This window comes from Novosphingobium sp. PP1Y, assembly GCF_000253255.1.
Taxonomy (GTDB): Bacteria; Pseudomonadota; Alphaproteobacteria; order Sphingomonadales; family Sphingomonadaceae; genus Novosphingobium.
Map to the genome: position 1 here is coordinate 3,382,522 of NC_015580.1, position 19,316 is coordinate 3,401,837.

The 19,316-nt window shown below is 63.7% G+C and carries 14 protein-coding genes; 5 read left to right on the forward strand and 9 right to left on the reverse strand.

All coding sequences use genetic code 11. The features are described from left to right. The first annotated feature begins 19 nt into the window (after positions 1 to 19). From PP1Y_RS22000 to PP1Y_RS22015, 4 genes are read left to right on the forward strand one after another with little or no spacing between them, the layout of a single operon-like run. The gene (locus tag PP1Y_RS22000) at positions 20 to 1,519 is read left to right on the forward strand and encodes a site-specific integrase (RefSeq protein WP_013831463.1); all 1,500 of its coding nucleotides are present in this window, start codon (positions 20 to 22) and stop codon (positions 1,517 to 1,519) included. Further along, on the forward strand, positions 1,516 to 3,303 hold the full coding sequence (locus PP1Y_RS22005) for a hypothetical protein (RefSeq protein WP_013831462.1): 1,788 nt from the start codon (positions 1,516 to 1,518) through the stop codon (positions 3,301 to 3,303). Before PP1Y_RS22000 ends, PP1Y_RS22005 begins: the two co-directional genes overlap by 4 nt. Further along, the gene (locus PP1Y_RS22010; RefSeq protein WP_013831461.1) at positions 3,300 to 5,432 is read left to right on the forward strand and encodes a hypothetical protein; all 2,133 of its coding nucleotides are present in this window, start codon (positions 3,300 to 3,302) and stop codon (positions 5,430 to 5,432) included. The genes PP1Y_RS22005 and PP1Y_RS22010 overlap by 4 nt, the downstream gene beginning before the upstream one ends. Continuing rightward, complete coding sequence (locus PP1Y_RS22015) at positions 5,429 to 5,764, forward strand: hypothetical protein (RefSeq protein ID WP_079731798.1); 336 nt, start codon at positions 5,429 to 5,431, stop codon at positions 5,762 to 5,764. The genes PP1Y_RS22010 and PP1Y_RS22015 overlap by 4 nt, the downstream gene beginning before the upstream one ends. Here the strand turns inward: PP1Y_RS22015 and PP1Y_RS22020 are convergent. From PP1Y_RS22020 to PP1Y_RS22060, 9 genes are all read right to left on the reverse strand, one after another. Then, positions 5,699 to 6,667: an ArdC family protein gene (locus PP1Y_RS22020; RefSeq protein ID WP_013831460.1), complete on the reverse strand. Its 969-nt coding sequence runs from the start codon at positions 6,665 to 6,667 to the stop codon at positions 5,699 to 5,701. The two genes, PP1Y_RS22015 and PP1Y_RS22020, sit on opposite strands and share 66 nt — an antisense overlap. Positions 6,668 to 6,733: 66 nt before the next feature. After that, positions 6,734 to 7,282 carry a hypothetical protein gene (locus PP1Y_RS22025; RefSeq protein WP_013834146.1) on the reverse strand — a complete coding sequence of 183 codons (549 nt, stop codon included), beginning with the start codon at positions 7,280 to 7,282 and terminating at the stop codon, positions 6,734 to 6,736. An 88-nt stretch (positions 7,283 to 7,370) separates the two neighbouring features. Then, a complete protein-coding gene (locus PP1Y_RS22030; RefSeq protein ID WP_013834147.1) occupies positions 7,371 to 8,102 on the reverse strand; it encodes a hypothetical protein in 732 nt (243 codons plus the stop codon). A gap of 33 nt (positions 8,103 to 8,135) precedes the next feature. Continuing rightward, a complete protein-coding gene (locus PP1Y_RS22035) occupies positions 8,136 to 8,771 on the reverse strand; it encodes a hypothetical protein (RefSeq protein ID WP_013834148.1) in 636 nt (211 codons plus the stop codon). After that, positions 8,764 to 9,249, reverse strand: coding sequence for a hypothetical protein (locus PP1Y_RS22040; RefSeq protein WP_013834149.1), 486 nt, complete (start codon positions 9,247 to 9,249; stop codon positions 8,764 to 8,766). Before PP1Y_RS22040 ends, PP1Y_RS22035 begins: the two co-directional genes overlap by 8 nt. Before the next feature lie 114 nt (positions 9,250 to 9,363). Then, positions 9,364 to 13,656: a strawberry notch family protein gene (locus PP1Y_RS22045; RefSeq protein ID WP_013834150.1), complete on the reverse strand. Its 4,293-nt coding sequence runs from the start codon at positions 13,654 to 13,656 to the stop codon at positions 9,364 to 9,366. A 141-nt stretch (positions 13,657 to 13,797) separates the two neighbouring features. Further along, positions 13,798 to 15,870, reverse strand: coding sequence for a ParB/RepB/Spo0J family partition protein (locus PP1Y_RS22050; RefSeq protein ID WP_041559093.1), 2,073 nt, complete (start codon positions 15,868 to 15,870; stop codon positions 13,798 to 13,800). Positions 15,871 to 15,902: 32 nt separating this feature from the next. After that, positions 15,903 to 16,829, reverse strand: coding sequence for a toprim domain-containing protein (locus PP1Y_RS25530; protein WP_013834152.1), 927 nt, complete (start codon positions 16,827 to 16,829; stop codon positions 15,903 to 15,905). A 234-nt stretch (positions 16,830 to 17,063) separates the two neighbouring features. After that, complete coding sequence (locus PP1Y_RS22060) at positions 17,064 to 18,194, reverse strand: MucR family transcriptional regulator (protein WP_013834153.1); 1,131 nt, start codon at positions 18,192 to 18,194, stop codon at positions 17,064 to 17,066. Positions 18,195 to 18,360: 166 nt separating this feature from the next. Here PP1Y_RS22060 and PP1Y_RS22065 point away from each other — a divergent pair, with 166 nt between their 5' ends. Beyond that, entirely contained in the window at positions 18,361 to 19,236 is an 876-nt protein-coding gene (locus PP1Y_RS22065; RefSeq protein ID WP_041559095.1) for a Rossmann-like and DUF2520 domain-containing protein, read from the forward strand. Positions 19,237 to 19,316: the final 80 nt, after the last annotated feature.

The following is a 19,316-nucleotide window of genomic DNA, read 5'->3' on the forward strand; positions in this document are numbered from 1 at the left end:
GGTGCGATGTTTTGCCGGGGTGGGCTCGAGCCCACCCCGGCAAAACATCGGCGCCCGGAGACTTCCCATCCCCAAGCTCTTCTTCACCGATCTCTCCTCCCTCCCCTCCACCGTCGTAATCGATGGGCAGGTTCACGGGCTGACGCCTGACGAAATCTCAGCAGCCAGCAGGTGTGGACTGGTCGATGGAATGCCGTTTATCCTGCGCGATGACGGGAGCTATGATCATCAGCTCAACCGCTTCTTCCGCTCCTGTCCCACGATGGGCGTGCGGTCGCTCAACAGCCTTCGGGCCTACGCGCGCGATATCGTCGTCTGGATGCGGTTCCTGGGCGAACGCAGAAACGGCAAATCCCTCTGGCAGGCCGATCGTGATGACGTCACCGCCTTCCACCATGCCCGGCGGCTGTCGAAGCCGCCCTATCGAATCTCGGCCGCATCGTGGAATCGCGCCGTAGCCGCGCTCGACAAACTCTATCGCTGGGCGCGCGACGAGAATCTGGTCGCCGATCTGCCGTTCACCTATCGCCAGAGCTGGGTCCGTTCGGCGCCGGACGGACCACGTCAGGCCGTAGCCGCCAATTGCGCGCGCGAGCCTGGGGCACGCAAGGGTAACATGCGCTTCGTCGATCTGGAGCGCTATATGCTGTTCCGGGATGTCGGCCTGCGAGGCCGGCTGCCGGATGGACGTGAGGATCCATACTGGCGTGGACGCCACGGTGAGCGCAACGCTCTGTTCGCCGAGTTCCTGATCACGACGGGGCTAAGGCTGCAGGAAGCATCGAGCCTGCTGCTCGGCGAGCTTCCACACCATAAGCTCTCCGACCCGTCGATCCGATCGGTGCCGTATCGGCTTGCGGCGGCTACGGCGAAGGGAGGTCGCGGACGAGATATCCGCCTGCCCGTCAGGCTGCTGGCCCAACTGCACGACTATGCGCGCATCGAACGGGAAAATGCCGTCAGCAAGCGAGGAGGCCGCGCCCCACCTTCGAATGCGCGGCCAATCCTCGCGACGCCGACTGGGCGTAGATCCCTTCGTGTCAGCAACGGTGATCGTGAAGCTGTCGTCAGCGTCGATCGCTTGTCTCCGACCGAACGCGCCAGGCTCATCGATGCAGATACGTTCGCACCGTTAAGCCTGTGGCTCACCGAAACCGGGCGGCCGATGACGATGCCGGCATGGGAGGCGGTATTCATGCGCGCGAGCGCCCGCTGCCATGCACTGGGGGTTGAAATCGACGTGACCCCACACATGCTGCGCCACGCCTTTGCCGTCCATATGCTTGCCCTGCTTCTGCGCGAACAGGTCAAATACGCCGCCAGCGGTGACGCGGGGCAGACCGGCTCGGTCTATCGGCGCCTGATCGGCGATCCGCTGCTCAAGCTGCAGCGGCTGATGGGACACAGCCGGATCGAGAGCACCTACATCTATCTGGATCATCTCGACGAAAGTCAGGCGATTATCGATGTGGCGGTGGAGCAGTGGGGGCTTGATCTCGCGCCGGAAAAAGCAGCGTGACACGCGGGCACCATGCCCGCTTCCCGGAAGCTGCGCCGGAGTCCCCAACAGGTGCAACGGCGCTCGATCCGCGGCGGTTCGCTGTTCGCTGCGATGACGGCAGCGAGGTGCTGGTAGACATGCGCAACTGGAAGCGCACAGCCCTTACAGCCGAAATGGCGGTGTTGCTCGATGAATATATCCGCCGGATGGGACCAAGCCCCATCGCCCGTTCGGTTCAACGAAAGGTCAGGCAACTGGGTCTGTTCTGGACGTTCCTGGATATGAATGATCTGTCGGTGAGCGGGCTCGGCGACATCGATACGACGCTGATCAACGATTACGAACTCTGGTTGGAGCGCAATGGCGGAGGGCGCTTCCACCAGCGTCACCTTCTCGCAACGCTGATTGGGCTTCTGCGCCTTGCACCGGAAATGCGCGGCGGCATCCTCTCGCAGGAGACGGTCGCACGCCTGACCTTCATCGGCCACGGCGAAGGCGGGGTCAGCCAGCCACGAGATGCCTATAGCAGCGGCATTGCAAACCGGCTGAGAAATGCCGCCCGCGTACAGATCGAAGACGCGCGACGCCGGATAGCACTGGGCGACGCGCGACCGCCGATTCCGAAGCGCATGGAGATCGGGACTCGCGTCCACGAGCATTATGCCGCCGTGGTCGACGCGATCGTTCGCTTGGGTCAGGTCGGCACACGCCGCAAGGACGTAAGACGCTTCGTCCAACTCGCCGGGCACCGTGGGATCGATAATACGATGGAAGCCCTGCATGCCGGCTTCTACCTGACCCGGCTCGACTTCATCGCGTTCCTCGTGCTCCTGTCTCTTGAGACCGGCATGGAAATGGAATGCCTGCTGCGTCTCAAGGCGGACTGCCTGCGTAATCCCACCAAGGGCTATGTCGAGATCGAGTATTACAAGCGTCGCGCGCGCGGATCGGAATGGAAACGCTTGCGTGTACGCGATGGTGGTAGTGGCACGCCAGGCGGCCTGATCAAGCTCGCCCTCGCGCTGACCGAGCGGGCGCGAGGGCATCTCGGAACAGATCGGTTGTGGGCGATCTGGACCATCACAGGGCTCCGCGTGGCTGGCGACGATAGCCGCAAAGGCATAGAGGTCTTTGTCCGTCACCACCAATTGCTCGATGATGACGGCGCGCCGCTACACCTGTCGCTGTCGCGCCTTCGCAAGACCAACAAGGCCGAATGGTATCGCAAGACCGGTGGGCAGCTCGAGCACTTCGCTGTTGGGCACTCGATACCGGTCGCGGCGCGGCATTATGCCGAAATCCCGGCACTTCGACCGATCCACGAGCGAACCGTCGCCGAGGCCATCGGAGACGCGCTGGAAATGGCGCTACGGCCAACTATCCTGTTGCCCGACGCCGATGGAGATCAGCATACTGCGGGCGAGCAAGGTGGGAAACCTGCGTACTGTAGATCTTCATCCGGTGAGGACCTGTGGCTTGCCCGCTGTAGCGGCTTCTTCAAAAGCCCGTTCGGTTCAGCGGGCGAAGCCTGCCCGACGCCCTTCTGGGGGTGCCTTGAATGCGAAAACGCGGTGATCACGGCGCGCAAGCTGCCGGCGCTTGTTGCCTTCCAAACTTTCATGGTTGCGCAGCGCGAGGTGCTCGACGCCGAAGAGTGGGCGAGCAAGTTCGGCCGGGCCTGGTGGCGGATTGCGGGCCAGATCCTGCCAGCCTTCCCCATGGCGCTGGTCGAGGCAGCCCGCACCGAAGCCGAATTATCGGGCACGGAACTGTTCTATCTTCCCGTGGAAGCACGACTATGAGCGAGAGCCAGCCAGCCCTTGCGCCGGGACTTTCCGCGATACGCGCCCATGATGACGTTGTGCTGGCTTCGATGGCGCTCAAGGATGGCACCGACCGTGCCAAACTGTCCCGATTCCACGACGATATCTGGGATATCGACCCCGCAATCATTCACGTCACAGCGCGTAATGCCTTCCGCACGATCGACTTCAGCGGGATTGCCTGCCCCATCGAACGTCTGACAGCCAAGGAATATATCTATGCATGGCTGAACGAACTACTCCCGGATCGCGCGGGGCGTTTACGCCCGCTATCGACCCGCACCGCGCTGGCGACGCTCTGCAGGTTCATGGCGTTCGTCCGGGAGCGAGTCGGACGGTTCGACGTTCGGATCATCGACCAGGCATTGCTCGATGGATATCTCGCCGAACTGAGGGCGCGAAACGTGCAGCCGAGCCGGGTGGCGGCATGCCTGCGGCCGATCGTGCAGCTTCGCCGCCTGGCACCCTTCCTGTCCCACGGTGGGCTGCGCTTCGTGCCTTGGCACGGACGCGCGATCTACACCGTCGCGGGCTGCAAGGGTCGGCCCTCCGAGAATCTCACGCCGCGCATACCTGAGCCGGTAATCGGCGCACTTATCCGTTGGTCGCTCAAATATATCGACATCTTCGCGGCCGACATCTTCGCAGCGCGCGCTGAACTGGATGCACTTGAAACGGCCTATGCCGAGCGCCCCGCCAGTACAAAGCATAGCCGTCTGGCGGACCGGATGGCGGAGTGGACCGCTGCCCGTCGGTTGGCGGGCCGTGGTGTTCCTGTCTGGAACCGCCCACAGCGGAATGGGGGGATGAGCCAGGCCATCGCGGAATCCGACCGTTACGACGGTCACGTCGTGAACATGCGGCTGATCGCCATGCAGGCAGGGATCCATCCGACCACGCTCAGTCAGCCCAACATGAGGGCGCTCGTGCTCTCGGCAATCGAGGAACTCGGCATCGAGCATGGCGGTATGGACACGCTAATCACCCTCGATCCCGATAGCGGACGTCCTTGGCGTGAACGGTTCGATGCGTTCGATCTTGTCCGAGAAGAGCGGCACCTGCAAACGGCAGCCTACATTCTGTGTTCCTATCTGACCGGCATGCGCGATGGCGAAATCCAGGCCATGCGCCCGAATTGCATCAAGCGAGGCAAAAGTGCCGATGGGCGGATCGAGCGGATCGCGGTGCAGAGCATGATCTACAAGGGACGCGGGACACACGGTGAGATCGAAGAATGGGTGACGATTGCACCCGTCGCACGCGCCGTTGAGGTGGCCGAGCGCCTTGCGCGCCGCCATCGCGCACCGCATCAGCATGACGGTTTATGGATCGTGCTCGAACGGGGCACAGCCGTTGAGCGCACGCTTCCCCACATCGTGCAGCAGATCAACCGCTATCGTGAGCACCTCGACGCGCAATATGGCTCTGTCGACATGCCTGCCGTGCCGCTCGTTGATGGCCGAAACTGGGTCTTCAACACCCGCCAGTTCCGTCGCACGCTTGCCTGGTATATCGCCAATCGGCCGTTCGGCGTGGTTGCCGGGAAAATCCAGTACAAGCACGCCTCGGTCGCCATGTTCGACGGCTACGCCGGAGCGTCAGCATCCGGGTTCCGGCAGGAGGTCGAGCAGGAACGCGCCCTTGGTCAACTCGATGATATCGTCGTCCATTATGAGGGCTACCGCAATGGCGAGAGACTGGCGGGACCTGCAGGCGCTCGGATCACTGCGGAAATGATGCGGGTAGCAACTGCCGCCGAGCTGCCCGGCATTGTTGCAGACGAAAAACGGGTGAAAGCGATGCTCGCTCATCTGGCGCGAACGCTGCATGTGGGCGTGCTCAACGACTGCTTCTTCGATCGCGCGACCGCGCTATGCCTGCGGAGCGCCAACGAAGGTGCGGCGCCGCGGCTCTCAAACTGCGCGCCGGATCGCTGTCCGAACTCGTGTATCACGAGCCGCCATGTTCCGGCATGGCAATCCGCCATCGATGATGCCGAGGCGGTGTTGAAGAGCAAGCGCCTGTCAGCCGCCCAACGCACGGCGATACGTGCGGATCGGGACCGCATGAAGAAGGTGATCGCGCTATGGGCGGATCCAGCGGCATGAAGCCGGTCAGCACCGAGACCGAACGCAGATTACGGGGCGCCCTGGCGCGCCTCGTGGCGAGCGGCGACCGGCTGTCGGTCGCGAACCTGGCGCGGCAGGCGGGTGTGAGCCGCGCTACCGCGAACAGGGCGGTTGCGGTCCGGGCAGAGCTGCGCGAGGCCGCAGCCGGGCGCCAAGGTGCCGCACCGGCAGCAATCGACAGCGGCGAGCAGTCGCAGACCATAGGCGAGAATATCCTCGCCCAACACGTGCAGGTACGTGCGCTGCTACGCGGCGAGGAACGCAGGCGAAATGCCGACGCCGGCAACGTCGTCCCCATCCTGCGGCGATGATACAATCTGCTCCGGCGGGGGCGTTGGCTGCTGAGCGTGCATCCAGTCCGCAGCCTGCTGCGCCTTGCTGGCAGCCGTGAAGATCGCGCGTGAGTCATTCTTCAACACCTCGAGCCAGGAGGCAATGTACGCTGCATGATCGGGACGTGGGTGATGCGCGATGCCGAGGTCCGCGAGCACGAGGCCGCTCAGAATCTCAACGCAGCACTCCTCGGCCGCATAAGCGGCGGAACCGAAGCGGCCGGAGAGGTCGCGATCGAGCCGATGCTTGGCTCCTGAGGCGTGGCCGTTCTCGTGAAGCCAGACACCGTAAAAAGAGGCAGCGTCGCGGAAACACTCGAACGGGGGCATGCACACCGTATCCGTCGAGGGGCGATAATAGGCCTCCGAACCGCCAAAGACAGTCGCGATACCCAGGCTGGAAATGAACGCTTCCGCTGCGGCATGGCGCGCCGTGTCCGGGAGCATCGTGATGGGCGGCACCTCATAGCCATCAACCTGCGCCACGTTGAAGACGGAAAATGCGCGCGCGAACATCTTGCGATGGCCATTCTCGTCCTCATCGCTGTCATCGTCGGCAGCGGAAGACACCTGCTTCCAGAACACCACGGTGGTGGCGTGCTCGCCCTTGCGGACTTGCGCGCCGGCCTCGATCCATTGGCGATAGGTGCCCCACAGCCCATCGCTGTAGCCGCCCGCCATCGCCGCCACCCAGAGCGCCACGGTGTTTATGCCGCGATAGCGCTTGGCCGAACTGACGTTGGTCGGGCGCGCAACGCTGGTGCCATGATGATGCCAAGGTGCGCGCCAGTCACCGGCCCCGTTCTCGATAGCTGCGATAATCTCGGCGGTGACGCGCGTGTAGACGTCAGCGCGCTCGCCAGCCTGCTTGCGATATGCCATGTTCATCTCCTGGGAAATGGCCGCGAGCGCACGTCGGCATCGCCCGCATCGGGGCGCGCACGGGGCTCAGCGGTGCGATGGAAAGATTAGTGAGCCGTCGGTGAGACAGGTTGACTGTTCAGATAACGGCCCGTAATCGGGGCCCGTGACCGCGCGCAGTTCGGTACGGCCATCGTCGGTTTGGAGCAGCTTCACCTGCTCGCCGCGATGGGAGAGCAGGCCGTGCTGCATATTGATGCCGGCAAGCGCCGCCGGCAGCGTGCGCAGATAGGAAGCGGGCGCGCCTACCAGGCTCGCGAGCTGCCCGAAGGACCAGTTGGTCGGCGCGATCGGCGTGTCGTCGCCGGGCGCGATCAGCGTGAGCATTTCAGGATCCTCGCTGCGCGCCTCGACACGCACCTGCCTGCTTTCAACGATGCGTGTTGTCGCCTGATCGGCCCGGCGGCGCACGCTGGCGTGAAGGTCGGTGAGCGAGAGATAGCGTTCGTCGTCGGGGCGCGAGAACCATTCGGACGATACGCGCGAGATGTTCTGGCCGCGCGAGATGTCGACGCGGTATCCGCCGCTGACGGGCGCGTCAGAAGGGTTATCGATGATGCGGGCGATGGTGGCCATGGTGGTGTTCCTCGAAGATGGTGATGGTCAAAAGCCCGAAGCGTCGCCGCCCTCAGGCTCACCCTCTTCATCCCCCCTTCCCCTTCCGTCACATGGCAGTTGACCCCGCCCCGTTGGGGCCGGCGATCAGCGGTTGCCATTCGTAAAGCAGGTGAGCATCCGGATCGTGTTCATTCCCGATCGCGATCCGCACCAGGCGTCCATCGCAGGCAAAATTGCCGGCGCGCGGAAAATCACAGTAGCTGCGCCCTTCGAACACGAAATCCCGCGAGCGGACCTGGATCACCTTGCGCGCCGCGCCCAGTGCGCGATGGTTGAAGGGCGCGTGCAAGAGTGTGAGGGTATCGCCGGGTTTGAGACGCTTCCTGAAGCTCGCGAGCGAGACGAGATTGGCGACCGGATTGGCCTTCCCGCGCCGGGCAGCGAGCGCCGCCCAGTAGGCCTGCCCGATGGCCACTTCCGCATAGAACGAGCAGCTCCAGTAATCCTGAAGCGGATTGGTGCTGCAAAAGCCGAAGCGCTCGATCTGATCGCGCACCGTCGTAATGAACGTCTCCTGCGCGTCGCGCGTGGACAGATCGCCCGGAGCGTCGAGAACTTCGGCCGTGATCTTGCGGCCGCCGGTAAATCGCTCGCTGCGAAGGGCGAAGCGGATTTCAGGGAAATGGCTCGCAAGGTGCGCCTCGATGCGGCGGCACAATGTGCCCAGGTCCTCGGACGCACGATAGAGGTCGCCCTGATAGTGGAAATTACCCTGCTCGTCATAGGGCGTCTCGCTGTAGAGGCGCGCGGGCGCCTCCACCGGTGTGGTGGATGCCATCATCATATCCTTTTCATTGGGGAGGGATGAGTGTCAGGCGCGGCCCGCGGCTACCCAGGCCCAGTACCCGAGCCGGGTGTCGTCATTGGCCACTTCGGCCTGCCAATCGGCGAGAGGGTATTCTGGATCCTCGCTCCAGCCATTGCGGCTATCAGCGGCGGAGGCCGCATGGGATTTTTGCGACAGCATGTCACTCAGCATGGCGTCCGTCGTCTTGAAGGCCATACCGTCGGCAAAGATCGCGCAGGCCCCGCCGCCAAATTTACCCACCTTGGGCCGAGAACAACTGCATGCCCATTCGAACCCGATGGGCGCCTGGCGCAAGGTATCCTGGCAGCAATGCCGGATCAGCTGCGCGAGTGCATCCGGCTGGAAGTCGGTCGTTGAGTACAGGAAGACGGTGGACACCTCCGGACGGTCTCGCGGGTTCTCTGCTTCGAAGTCCACGCCGAAGTCCGGAAAATCCGGATCCGCAAAGATGGCAAGAAACCCGCTCCACCGATCGTCCGGTTGGACCGGCGGAAATGCGGTCAAAAACTCGAGCGAAGGGCCATCAGGCGTGTCTTCGGCCATGAAAGCGTAGCTCGCCTCGAATGCCTCCTCGATCAGCGCCAGTTCGGCATGGGTGCAACTAAATGCGAAACTGCCCTGAATGTAGGATTCAGCCATTGTCCGTCTCCCCCATCACGTCGGCGTTGGCGGTGCCTCCCACGATGGTGATCGGCGGCGGCTGAAACGCCGCGTTGTCGAACCACGCTTCGATCGCCTCCATGGTCCCGAGCGCGCCAATCATGCTGCGGGCAAGGACGATCTCCTCGTTCTCGGTCATGTCGAACTGTGCGGGCGTGCCCGTTCCGGTAAAGACCACGCGCTCGGGGCCGAACACGCCGATGCAGCTGCCGGAATTGCGCACAAAGGCGATGCCATGGTCTTCGCAGAACTGCTCGGTCCACTCGAACATGCCGCCGGGCTGCGCATAGGCGAAGGCCGCGAGGGTCTCGCCGGGACGCAGCGATGTAGGATCGAGTGGTTCGCCTTCCCAATCGGCACGCCCGCCGTCGCCGTCAAGCGCGTCGAACAGGCCGGAAATACACGAATGAGGAATCACGCCGCCGATAAGGATCGACGCACTTGTCCGGTCAGCCATCTGGGTTCTCCATGTTTCAGGTTCAGAAATGTGCGCCCGGCCAACCGGGCGCACCTCCCCTCCCCCACTCCCTTCACGAACCTCGCGCGAGATGGTGTGGATGCCGAAGCTTGGTCAGCCTCGCGAGATCGCCGCCAGCACCTCTTCAGCCCGATCGCTGGGCACGAAAATGCGCGTGGTGTACTGGATGACCTCGGTGAAGCAGCCGTGCGCCTTGAGCCAGTCGCGGTCGCCGGGGGCCGCCCCGCGCAATTCCAGGCGGCGGCTGTTGTTGACGAAGACCGAGGCCAGGCGAACACCGTCGAGCCCGGGGACGGGAACACCGCCTTCGCTTCGCGCGGCAGCTATCAGTTCGGCCGGCGTCAGGCGCACTGATGCGGCAAGGCCAAACTCGGCCTGAAGCTTCTCGACGGCGGCAGGCATGACGATCCGGCCGAGCAAAGCCTCGCCGGACCTGTCAGTAATCCTCCGGACCCGAACATCGTCCGATGGAAGCTTGTGCCAGACCGGCAGCAGGAGCCCGGTTGCCAAGCTGATGGTCTCAACGTCGAGTTGGACCGAGGCTGCCGTCACTTCGGCCTCCCACAATGTGCGGAACGCATCCTGCTCGATCGGCTGCCAGTGGGTGTCCTCTAAGGCATGCGCGGACAGGCGTTCGCTTCCTGTGGGCCGGACCAGTTGGCACATGGGCACCGGGCGCCCCTCGTCATCGGTGATGGACCAGGAGGGAACGCGCAACGCGACCTTGCCCGAGCGGCCGTTGCGCAGCCAGGCAACGCCCTCGGTGCCTTCCCACATGCGCGTGAGCCGCGCCCATGACATGGTGCGCGGTTTGGTGTGAAGTTCGAGGCGCAGCAAACGTGTTTGCGCACCGGTGACGGGATCCGTGCGCAGGACCTGCTCGCCAAGCGGCTCAATCCGTTCGGCGACAATGGTCTCGACGCCCAGATCGAGCGTGCCCGCCTCGCGCGCGGCATCGATACGGGCCTGGATGAGGCCGCCATATTCCTCGAAAATGGCATTCTGCGCTGCGATCCTGAGCGCCAGAATGCGATTGAGCCAGCGCTGGATCGGAGGCAGACGTTCGAGCAGGGCGCCGCTGTCTTCCTCGACCAGTTTGAGACCGGTCATGTTCGTGAAGTCGGGAAGCGTCGTACTGGCAAGCTTGCCGGCGTGCAGCAGGTGATACCACTGGGTCAGGGCTTCGCGCGCATACGTACTTTCGAGGTTGTCGGCCGGATTGAAGAGGTTCTGCCCGCCGGTCTGGCGCTGGCCGCGCGTGAGAGCACCCAGGCTGTCGAGCCGCCGAGCGATGGTACTGATGAACCGTCGCTCGCCCTTGCAGTCGGTGGTAACGGGACGGAAGACTGGCGCACTGGCCTGGTTGGTGCGATGGGTACGCCCGAGCCCTTGAATGGCGCTTGCTGCTTTCCAGCCCGGTTCGAGCAGGAAATGAATACGGCGTTTCCCGGCGCTGCCGCAGCCGAGGTCCGTATGGTAAGAGCGCCCCGTCCCACCGGCATCGGAAAATGCCAGGATCGGCTTGCGTCCGGCCATGAAGGCTTCGCTGTCGGCTTTGCGCGCGCCGGTGCTGCGCGATTCCAGTTTCTGGTTGCCGTGCGGATCGAGGACGATGCGTTTTGTCCGGCCAGTCACTTCAGCGACCACATCTCTGCCAAAGTGGGCGATCAAGGCATCGAGCGCAGCGGGAATGGGCGGCATGCCGCACAGCTGCTCGATCAGATCGTCGCGCGCAGCTATAGCTTCGCGGCAAGGCACCGGCGCGCCCTGTTCGTCGACCATGAGCTCGGACCGCACGGTGCCATCGCTGGCCGTGAATACCCGCATCTGCCGGGTGGGAAAGGCATTCCTGAGGTAATCCACAAGCCCGTCCCTGGGCGATACATCCACGGCCAGATGCGCGCGTTCCTGCGCGGAGAGGCCTGACAGACGCCGCTCAAGGACAGCTTCCCCCGTCGTCACCAGTTGCACGACGGCGGCATGGCCGACCGCCACTTCGGCTTCGATCGCCCGGATCAGGCTCGGCATCTTCATCGACAGGAGCACCTGGCTGAAGAATCGCTGTTTGGCACTTTCGAAGCGGGAGAGTGCCGAACCCTTGACCTGCGCGTTCAGGGTATCGCCCGACATGCGATCGACGACGCCGGTGGCTTTCAGGGCCTCATCCAGGTGCCTGTGAATGATGCTCCAACTATCAGCATAGGCATCATAGATCGCGATTTGGTCCGGCGTCAGCTTATGTTCGAGGGCCTCGTATTCAACGCCGGAAAAGCTGAGAGCCCGGGCGGTATAGAGCCCCATGGCCTTCAAATCGCGTGCGACAATTTCCATGGCGGCAATGCCGCCATCTTCCATCGCTGCCATGAACCCGGCCCGGTCGCGAAAGGCCGTGCCCGGCCCCCATAATCCGAGGCGCGCGGCGTAGCACAGGTTCGCCGGATCGGTAGCGCCGGTCGCGGAGACATAGAGTACCCGTGCCCGCGGCAGGGCATGCTGCAATCGGACGCCGGCAAGACCTTGCTCGGAGCCTTTGGCCGCGCCGAACTCGGTCTCGGTTCCCGCTGCATTGGCCAGGGCGTGCGCCTCGTCGAACACCAGCATGCCTTCGAAGCCCTCGCCCAGCCAGGCACGGATTTGCTGGAGCCGCGAGGCCTCGTCGTGCCGCGAGGAGCGCAGCGTCGCGTAAGTCAGGAACAGGATGCCGCTCGCCATCGCAATCGGCTGGCCGAGCGGGAAGGCATCAAGCGGCTGGATATCGATGGGAAGGCCGCCCAGCGCCGCCCAGTCGCGGCGGGCATCCTCGATGAGGCCGGAGGCGAGCGAGATCCACACCGCCTTGCGGCGTCCCCGGTTCCACTGGTCGAGGATCGCAGCGGCGACTTCGCGTCCCTTTCCGACACCGGTGCCATCGCCAATGAAATACCCGGTGCGATAGACATGCCCATCCGCGGCTTCGGCCAGGTGATCGCCGGCCTCGTTGGGAATGAAGGTGCCAGGCAGATCGCGCTCGAACGCCTCGCCGGCCTGGATCACCGTTTCCAGTTGGGCATCGGAAAGCGCGGCAAGGGCGCGCGCCTGCAGCATGGGCCGATAGCAGGGGGCCGGCGGAAGGACCGAAGCCATGGCAAGCGATTCCACAAGCTGGTCGGGATGTGCAGCAGCTCCCGGGATTGCGATGCGGGAAAGCCGCCAGGGCACGTAGATGCCAACGGGATCGCCCGTTGGCAGCGGCGTCTCGCGGACAGAATATTCGAGCGGTTTAGCCGCATCATCGACGCGTGGATCTCGCCGGGGCACGGTACGACGCGGCGATGCGAGCCCCGAGAACAAGGGCGAGGCGGAAGGCCGCGCCGCGGCACGCACTGGCGGTTGCGGCAGGGCCGCCGCAGGTGGCGGTGTCGGCGGGAGATCGAACCGGGGCGGCAATGCCAGAACGACTGACAAGCCCTCTTCCAGCGAATGGACGGTGTGGCGCTCCACCGGCCCCGCCCAGCCCTTGTCGTAAACCAGCAAACGCACCGCGATGCTGGTGCCGTGTTTGGCGAAAGGACTGCCCAGGATCGTCAGTTCCACGCGCGGCGGCGCGGCTTCGGCCACTGCGGTGTAGCCCGCCGAGGCGCTGCCATCACAGGCGAAACCGGGCGGCATGATCGCCACGCAGCGTCCCCCATGAACGAGACGCAGAAGTGCCGAGCGCAGATGGCGCGCGCCGGCGTGCCGATCGTTGCCGCGCCCCTCGCTGCGGCTGAAAGGCGGGTTGATCAGAATGACCTCGGGTGAAATGCCAGCGGGCAGTTTGTCGTGAATGAATTCAGCATCGTGCGTGGTAACCTCGCGGTCTAGCACCCTGCCCAGCAATGCAGCGCGGCCGGGATCGCGTTCGTTGAGCAGCAGCCGCGCACCGGCCTGTGCCGCATGGGCCGCGAGCATGCCTGTCCCCGCCGATGGTTCGAGCACGAGGTCCGACGGGACAATCCGCGCGGCTTGGGTGGCAAGCCAGGCCAGGGCTAGCGGTGTGCTGAACTGCTGCAGATCGATCTGGGTCTCGGACCGGTAGGTCTGTGTCGGCAAGCTCTTCTGGACAGCGAAAAGCGCAGCGAACACGGCACGGGGATCATCACCATGCCGTGGCTCCCAGTCCTTGTGACGCAGCAGCAGGATCTGCCCGGTCTCGAGTGCATCATAGGCATCGCGCATCGACCAGACGCCATTGGCATCCGTTGCGCCGAACGTCTCGGCCATCAGCTGCGTGAGATTTTTCCGGGAGACGGGCTGAGACCGTGACAGTCTATCGGCCAACACCCTGGCAACGCTGAGCAGCTTGTCGGCCTTGGTGGTGCCGGCAGCGCCATGGGCCCCGGCGAGATTGAGAAGCGGCAGGTTCATCGAGGTGATCCTTGGGTAAATCAGGCGGCTCTTCCGCCACCTTGCCCGTCCCTCCTTTCCCCCTCGGTCCGTGTGAGCGGGACGCAGGAAACGGGGCCACGACATGATCGTCACGGCCCCGTGAGGAGGGTTCAGTCGAGTTCAGGCGGCTGCGGCGATCGGATCGCTGTCATCCTCGTCTGCCGTGTTCGGGTCCGTTTCCATGTCGCGACCGGTTTCCATCTCCGGCTCGGTACGCGCCACAGCGGTGTCGTTGTCGTCCGATGCCAGATCGGCGCCGGCCGCAGCATCGAGTGGCGCAAAGCGCATGGCATCGGGCAGCCAGGCCAAGGCTCGCTCCTTGATCTCGGTCTCGACCAGGATGTCGCCGGCAAACAGCTTCTCGGCCGACGCTGCAAGGTCGTGCTTCTTCGAGGCCCCGTAGCGCTGACGAAGTTCGCCGCCGCCAACTTCGTCAAACAGATCAAGGATCGCCGGCTTGGTGATGCGATCGAAGTAGGTGCGGGCCGTAGGCCGCCACCAGGCCGCGACATCGATATCCAGCTTCGTGCCCAGATGGTCGATAAAGGCACTGCCCGTTGCACCGCCTGGTACGGCGTCGATCGTGCGCGCTACCGCCCAGCCCAACCAGGCCGCGATGGCTTCCTCGGGCAGAGCGCAGAAAGCATCGTAGCGCATACGAACATCGTCGTGATCGCACCAACTGCGATCGAGGGCCCCCTCGATCCGTGCCCATTCCTCGCCCGCCTGCGTGCCGCTCTCGAAGTTGGCGACGCGGGGGCTTGGTACGCGGGCGCGCAAATCGCTGGCGAGTTCCATTCCGCTGTAGAGCCGGGTTGCCGCATCGGCCATGATGAAGGTCCCGAGATCGAGCGCGAAACGCGGATCGCTCGCGACATGAACCGCCAGCATCTCCGTCTTCATCATGGCCAGTTCGTCGATGAGACGCTGGCTGTGCGCGGGCCTGGATGCGGCATCCGCCTGAGCGTCCTCACCATCCTCGTCCTCGCGGTCATGGCCCTCCAAATCATTGGCATCGCCGATCGGCTCATCGACCGGTGCGACGTAGAGCTGCTCGTGAACCCTGGGCTGGCCGTCGCGGCCAATCACCACATAGGCGAGCGACGACGCCTTCTGCGCGTCAGTGAGGATGGGGACCCGATTCTGGATCGCTTCGTATTCCGCCTCGAGCGCCTGGACGCGGGCTTCATCATCGGCGGTGTAACCCTCACCGTCCTCGTCGGCGGCCGTCTCTTCGATGGCCTCGATCTCGGACTGGATCGCCTCGCAGCGCGCTTCCTGCTCCTCGGTGAGCGGCGGCAGTTCGCCCTCGACATGGCGCAGGGCATAGGTCTCGGTGTAGGGTATGTGCGAAGCTGGAACCGCACGGATCTGGGCGTAGCCTTCACGTGTCCGGATCGCTTCAGCGGCGGCGGTAAGCTTTTCTTCTGCGAGGTGATCGAGGATATCGCCGTCGATCCACATCTCGCTTTCCTCGTCGGAAAAGAGATCGGCATCGATCCGGCCGCCAGAGGCAACGTAGGCTTCGCGGCCCACCAACAGCGACTTGGGGTCGCTCCCGCGATAGCCGCCCGAGGCAAGCTGGCGGCGGATTTCGCTGAGGTTGCTGCGGTAGTAGCCCTGCCCCAGTTGCTCGAATACCGAGGCCTGGCGTGCGGTATCCGACGTGCTGGCGTAGGCCATGGCAACATCGAGCGTGATCTCGCCTTCGCGCAGGGCTTCGAAGACCGGTTCGGCGAGGTTGGCTAGCCGCAGGCGGCCAAGCACGAAGCGTTCAGTGAGACCGAAACGCTTGGCGATGTCTGCGGGCGTCTTCTTCTCGGTCTCGATGATATCCTGGAACGCGCGGCAGGCATCGGCAGGCGACATCGAGAGTTTGAAGAAGTTCTCCGAGAGGCTGATCTCGATGGCATCGTTGGCGTCGGCCACGACCAAGACCGGAAGCTCGGTATCGGTGGGCAAGTCGCCCTTTTCGATCGCGCGGTGAACGGCATCGAGACGGCGGCCACCGGCAGTGATCCGATAGTGGCCCTTCTTGCGCGTGACCGGAAGGCCAATAAGGTTCTGGATCACCCCGCGTTCCACGATGTTGGCCTCGAGCTGGGCATCGGCCTCGGGATCGCTTGTCTTGCGCACGTTGCTGGGCGACTTCGTCAGTTTTGAGGCCGGGACGAAGATGATGGGCTGGGACATGGATATTCTCCTGGCGGACGAGGCCCGACCATTCAGGCCGCTTGCCGCGTCCCTTTCACCACTCCCTTCCTCCATGCGCGTAGCGCGTCATTCCAGTCGTTGAAGGGCGCAGGCGGCCAGATCGTCTCGATGGCGCGGCCTGGCACGACATGGGCCTCGCTGGCCTTGGCGGCACCGATGCGCCCAGCCCGGTCGGCGTCGGGCAGCAGGATCAGGCGGGTGACGGTTTCCGGCACGGCGACGTGAGGAAACCGTTCACTGCCAAGCGTTGCCCAGACAGGGAGACCCAGCAGGATCATGGCCGAAAGGGCCGATTCCACACCTTCGGCAAGGCCCAGCACTTCAGTCGCCGGCGCGAGGATGACAGCGCCTCGGCCCGGTTGGGCAAGAGAGCGGCGCGGATGGGCAAGGTCACGGGCGCGGCGCGGTTCCTGCGTGTCGAGGAATGTCCGCTGGAGCGCGACGAGGCGGTCATCTTCGTGGATTGCGGCGAGCATGGCGGGACGAAACACAGCTAGCTTACCTCGCCCAAGCGGCGTTCGGGGGTGATACCGCAAGACAGGCGGCGTCTGCGGGATCGCGCGGCGGCGGAGGTAGGTCTGGGCGGGTGTTCCCGTGATCGGTAAGGCCTCGTCCCACAAGTCCTGTGCACGGCGTCGAAGCCAGGCCGGGCTGAGGGGCGAGCTGGGTGATCCGGCGAGCCTCTCGCCATCGGCAGGGATGCTCATGTCGAGACCCCGGATTGCCCGCATGACGTCGATGGTCTCGCAGCCTGCAAAGCATTTGAACAACAGGGCCTTCTTGCCGACACGAACAGACAGGCTGGGCGTGTGGTCATTGTGCGCCGGGCACCGACACATTCCGCCGCTCGGCGACCAGATCCCGCCAAGGCGTTTAACGAGATTGGCCGCCTCGCTTTCCAGATCTCGATAGGGGTGAAAGATGGACGATGTGGGCATGGCTGCTCCTCGACAGGAACATGCCCTTCTCCTCACCTCCTCCTGCGCTTCACTGTCCGGTTCGCCAGCCGGTGAGTTCCTGCCGCAGGTTGGCCGACCTTGCAGCAGCCGTCGTTTTTACACCCAACTCGAGCGCCCGTGAAATACAAGCGCCCAGCAGGCCGATCGTGACCGACCTGCAGGGCTTCGGGGATTACTCGGACTTGCCGCGCCGATCTGTCGCTTGCCGGCAATTCAGCGATAGGCCGGTGTCAGCGTCTTGCGCTCCTTGCGGGCAGGCTTTGCCTTGGGACCGTCCTCGGACACCGCAGCCCTACCACTCGATTTTCTGGATCGGCCCTTTGTCGCCTTGGCCGCAGCAGTTGCAGCGACTGGACCGGCTTCGGTGGCCTCGGATGCTTCGACCGGAGCCGGAGTTGCTGTGGCATCGGCCGAAGTGGGCTCCGCTGCCGGTTGCCTTGCCATGCGCCGTTTGGGAGCTGGCTTTTTGGCTGCGGCCTTCTTCGGCGTTTCGACTGCCTTTGCCGTCTCTGTCTGCGGTGTGGTCTTTACCTCAGGTGCCGGTGCCGGGCTGGCGTTCGGAGTTTCCGGAAGTGCCGGGACGGCATCGGCAGCACTTACCTGTGCGGCATTGGCTGCGGCGCCCTTAACGCGAGTTCGCCGGGCGGGCGCTTTCGGGGCAGCAGCGGTTTCCGCGCCGACAGCCTTCTTGGGCGAATCCGCCTTCTTCTTCGAGGTGTTCTTGCTTGGAGCTGCCTTCGCTTTGACCGGCTTGGCAACTTCTTCTTTAACTGCAGGTGCCGGTGCATCCGCGGGCTTGCTCCCTTCACCGACATCCTTGGAACTGGCATGCATTCTGGTCGCCAAATCGCGACGAAGCTCGGCATAGGCCGGCGCGACCATTGGATAATCATCGGGCAGATTGAAACGAACTCTGTATTCGGACTCGGTCAGACCATGCTTGGTCAGGTGACGCCTCAGCATCTTGAATTTCTCGCCTGTGATCAGCGAGACGATGACATTCGGATCGGCCAGCGATTCCTCTATCGACACCGCAGGTTTATTGGCAGCTAAAGCCTTTGGCGCGGGCTTGGGTGCCGAGGCTTTCGCTTTTGTGGCCTTTGCCGGTGCAGCCGGTGTTGCCGCAGGCTTTGTTTCAGGCGCAGGTGCGGCCTCGAGTTCCGCAACAATCTCGGCCTGCTTGCCTGTCAGCTTGACGGTTTCTCCAGCCTGAACTTCAAAGCCGGAAATCGCCTTGAATACATCGCCCAGCAATGTCGGCAGTTCGGCAGCGCTGAGTTTGTTGTTGTTCACAAAGGCCGTGACCAGATCAAGCGAAGCACGGCGCGCGTCAAAGTCGTCCATAACTGTCCATCGGGAAATTTGGTGCAAGGGGCGGTGATCCCGTGCTGCCCCGCGTCACGTTGAATGTCAAATTGCGGCGTCCCTGGCCGCCATCAGTGCCAGAATTTTCGGGTTCGGCAATGCGGTATTTATGGAACGACGGAACGTAGACCGGTAACAGGAAGCCGTGAACACACTTCCTTTCAGTCAGATCGGGATCGTCGGAACCGGCAGGGTCGCACGAGCACTTGCGCTCGGTCTGCAAAACCATTCATCGGCGCCTCTCATGGTATGGGGACGCACACCTGCGAAGTGCTGCGAGGCGGTTGGACATCTTTCCCACGCCCAGGCTGTCAGTTCACTCTCCGATATCGTGGATGCTTGCGACGTCGTTGCCATCGCGGTTGCCGATGATGCGATCCCGGAAATCGTTCGCGCGATCACCGAGGCCGGGGCGCTGAGCCAAGCCCCGCTCGTCTTCCATGTCAGCGGCGGAAGCGGGACAGCGGTGCTTGAACCTCTGCGCCAAATGGGCGCGCAGACGGCGGCGATCCATCCTGCCATGACATTCACGGGCGACCCGAAACTTGAGTTGGAACGCATGGCCGGCTCGCGCTTTGCGGTCACCGGATCAAGCCCGGAAAGCTCCCAAATTGCGCAATCCATCGTGGAAGCGCTGGGCGGAATTTCCGTCGAGGTCCCGGAAGCTCATCGCGCTCTTTATCATGCCGCGCTGTGCCACGCCGCGAACCATCTCGTTACCTTGTTCGCCGGTGCGTCCCATGCTCTGCGCGCCGCAGGTGTAGAAGATCCTGCAGGTCTGCTTGCGCCACTGGCATGCGCAGCCCTGGAAAACAGCATCGCAAATGGATTTGACGCGCTATCGGGACCCGTATTGCGTGGAGATACGGAGACTATCCGTCGCCACCTCGCGGCACTGGAAGGCGATTGCCCCGAATTGCTCCCCACCTATCGCGCCATGGCGCTCGCCACTGTCGAAGAACTCGAACGCCGCGGCGACGCGTTCGACCGATCTAATTTGCTCAACCTTCTCTGCAAATAGCGACATCTCTCTTTGAGATGACGAACGCAGCGGTGATGGCCTACTCCCTGCGATGAAAATCAGAGCGAGTTGGAGGCCGC

What these genes read in the sequence shown, in the direction of transcription:
- PP1Y_RS22010 (WP_013831461.1), top strand. Translation starts at nt 3,300, where the DNA reads ATGAGCGAGAGCCAGCCAGCCCTTGCGCCGGGACTTTCCGCGATACGC.
- PP1Y_RS22015 (WP_079731798.1), top strand. Translation starts at nt 5,429, where the DNA reads ATGAAGCCGGTCAGCACCGAGACCGAACGCAGATTACGGGGCGCCCTG.
- PP1Y_RS22020 (WP_013831460.1), bottom strand. Translation starts at nt 6,667, where the DNA reads ATGGCATATCGCAAGCAGGCTGGCGAGCGCGCTGACGTCTACACGCGC.
- PP1Y_RS22025 (WP_013834146.1), bottom strand. Translation starts at nt 7,282, where the DNA reads ATGGCCACCATCGCCCGCATCATCGATAACCCTTCTGACGCGCCCGTC.
- PP1Y_RS22030 (WP_013834147.1), bottom strand. Translation starts at nt 8,102, where the DNA reads ATGGCATCCACCACACCGGTGGAGGCGCCCGCGCGCCTCTACAGCGAG.
- PP1Y_RS22035 (WP_013834148.1), bottom strand. Translation starts at nt 8,771, where the DNA reads ATGGCTGAATCCTACATTCAGGGCAGTTTCGCATTTAGTTGCACCCAT.
- PP1Y_RS22040 (WP_013834149.1), bottom strand. Translation starts at nt 9,249, where the DNA reads ATGGCTGACCGGACAAGTGCGTCGATCCTTATCGGCGGCGTGATTCCT.
- PP1Y_RS22045 (WP_013834150.1), bottom strand. Translation starts at nt 13,656, where the DNA reads ATGAACCTGCCGCTTCTCAATCTCGCCGGGGCCCATGGCGCTGCCGGC.
- PP1Y_RS22050 (WP_041559093.1), bottom strand. Translation starts at nt 15,870, where the DNA reads ATGTCCCAGCCCATCATCTTCGTCCCGGCCTCAAAACTGACGAAGTCG.
- PP1Y_RS25530 (WP_013834152.1), bottom strand. Translation starts at nt 16,829, where the DNA reads ATGCCCACATCGTCCATCTTTCACCCCTATCGAGATCTGGAAAGCGAG.
- PP1Y_RS22060 (WP_013834153.1), bottom strand. Translation starts at nt 18,194, where the DNA reads ATGGACGACTTTGACGCGCGCCGTGCTTCGCTTGATCTGGTCACGGCC.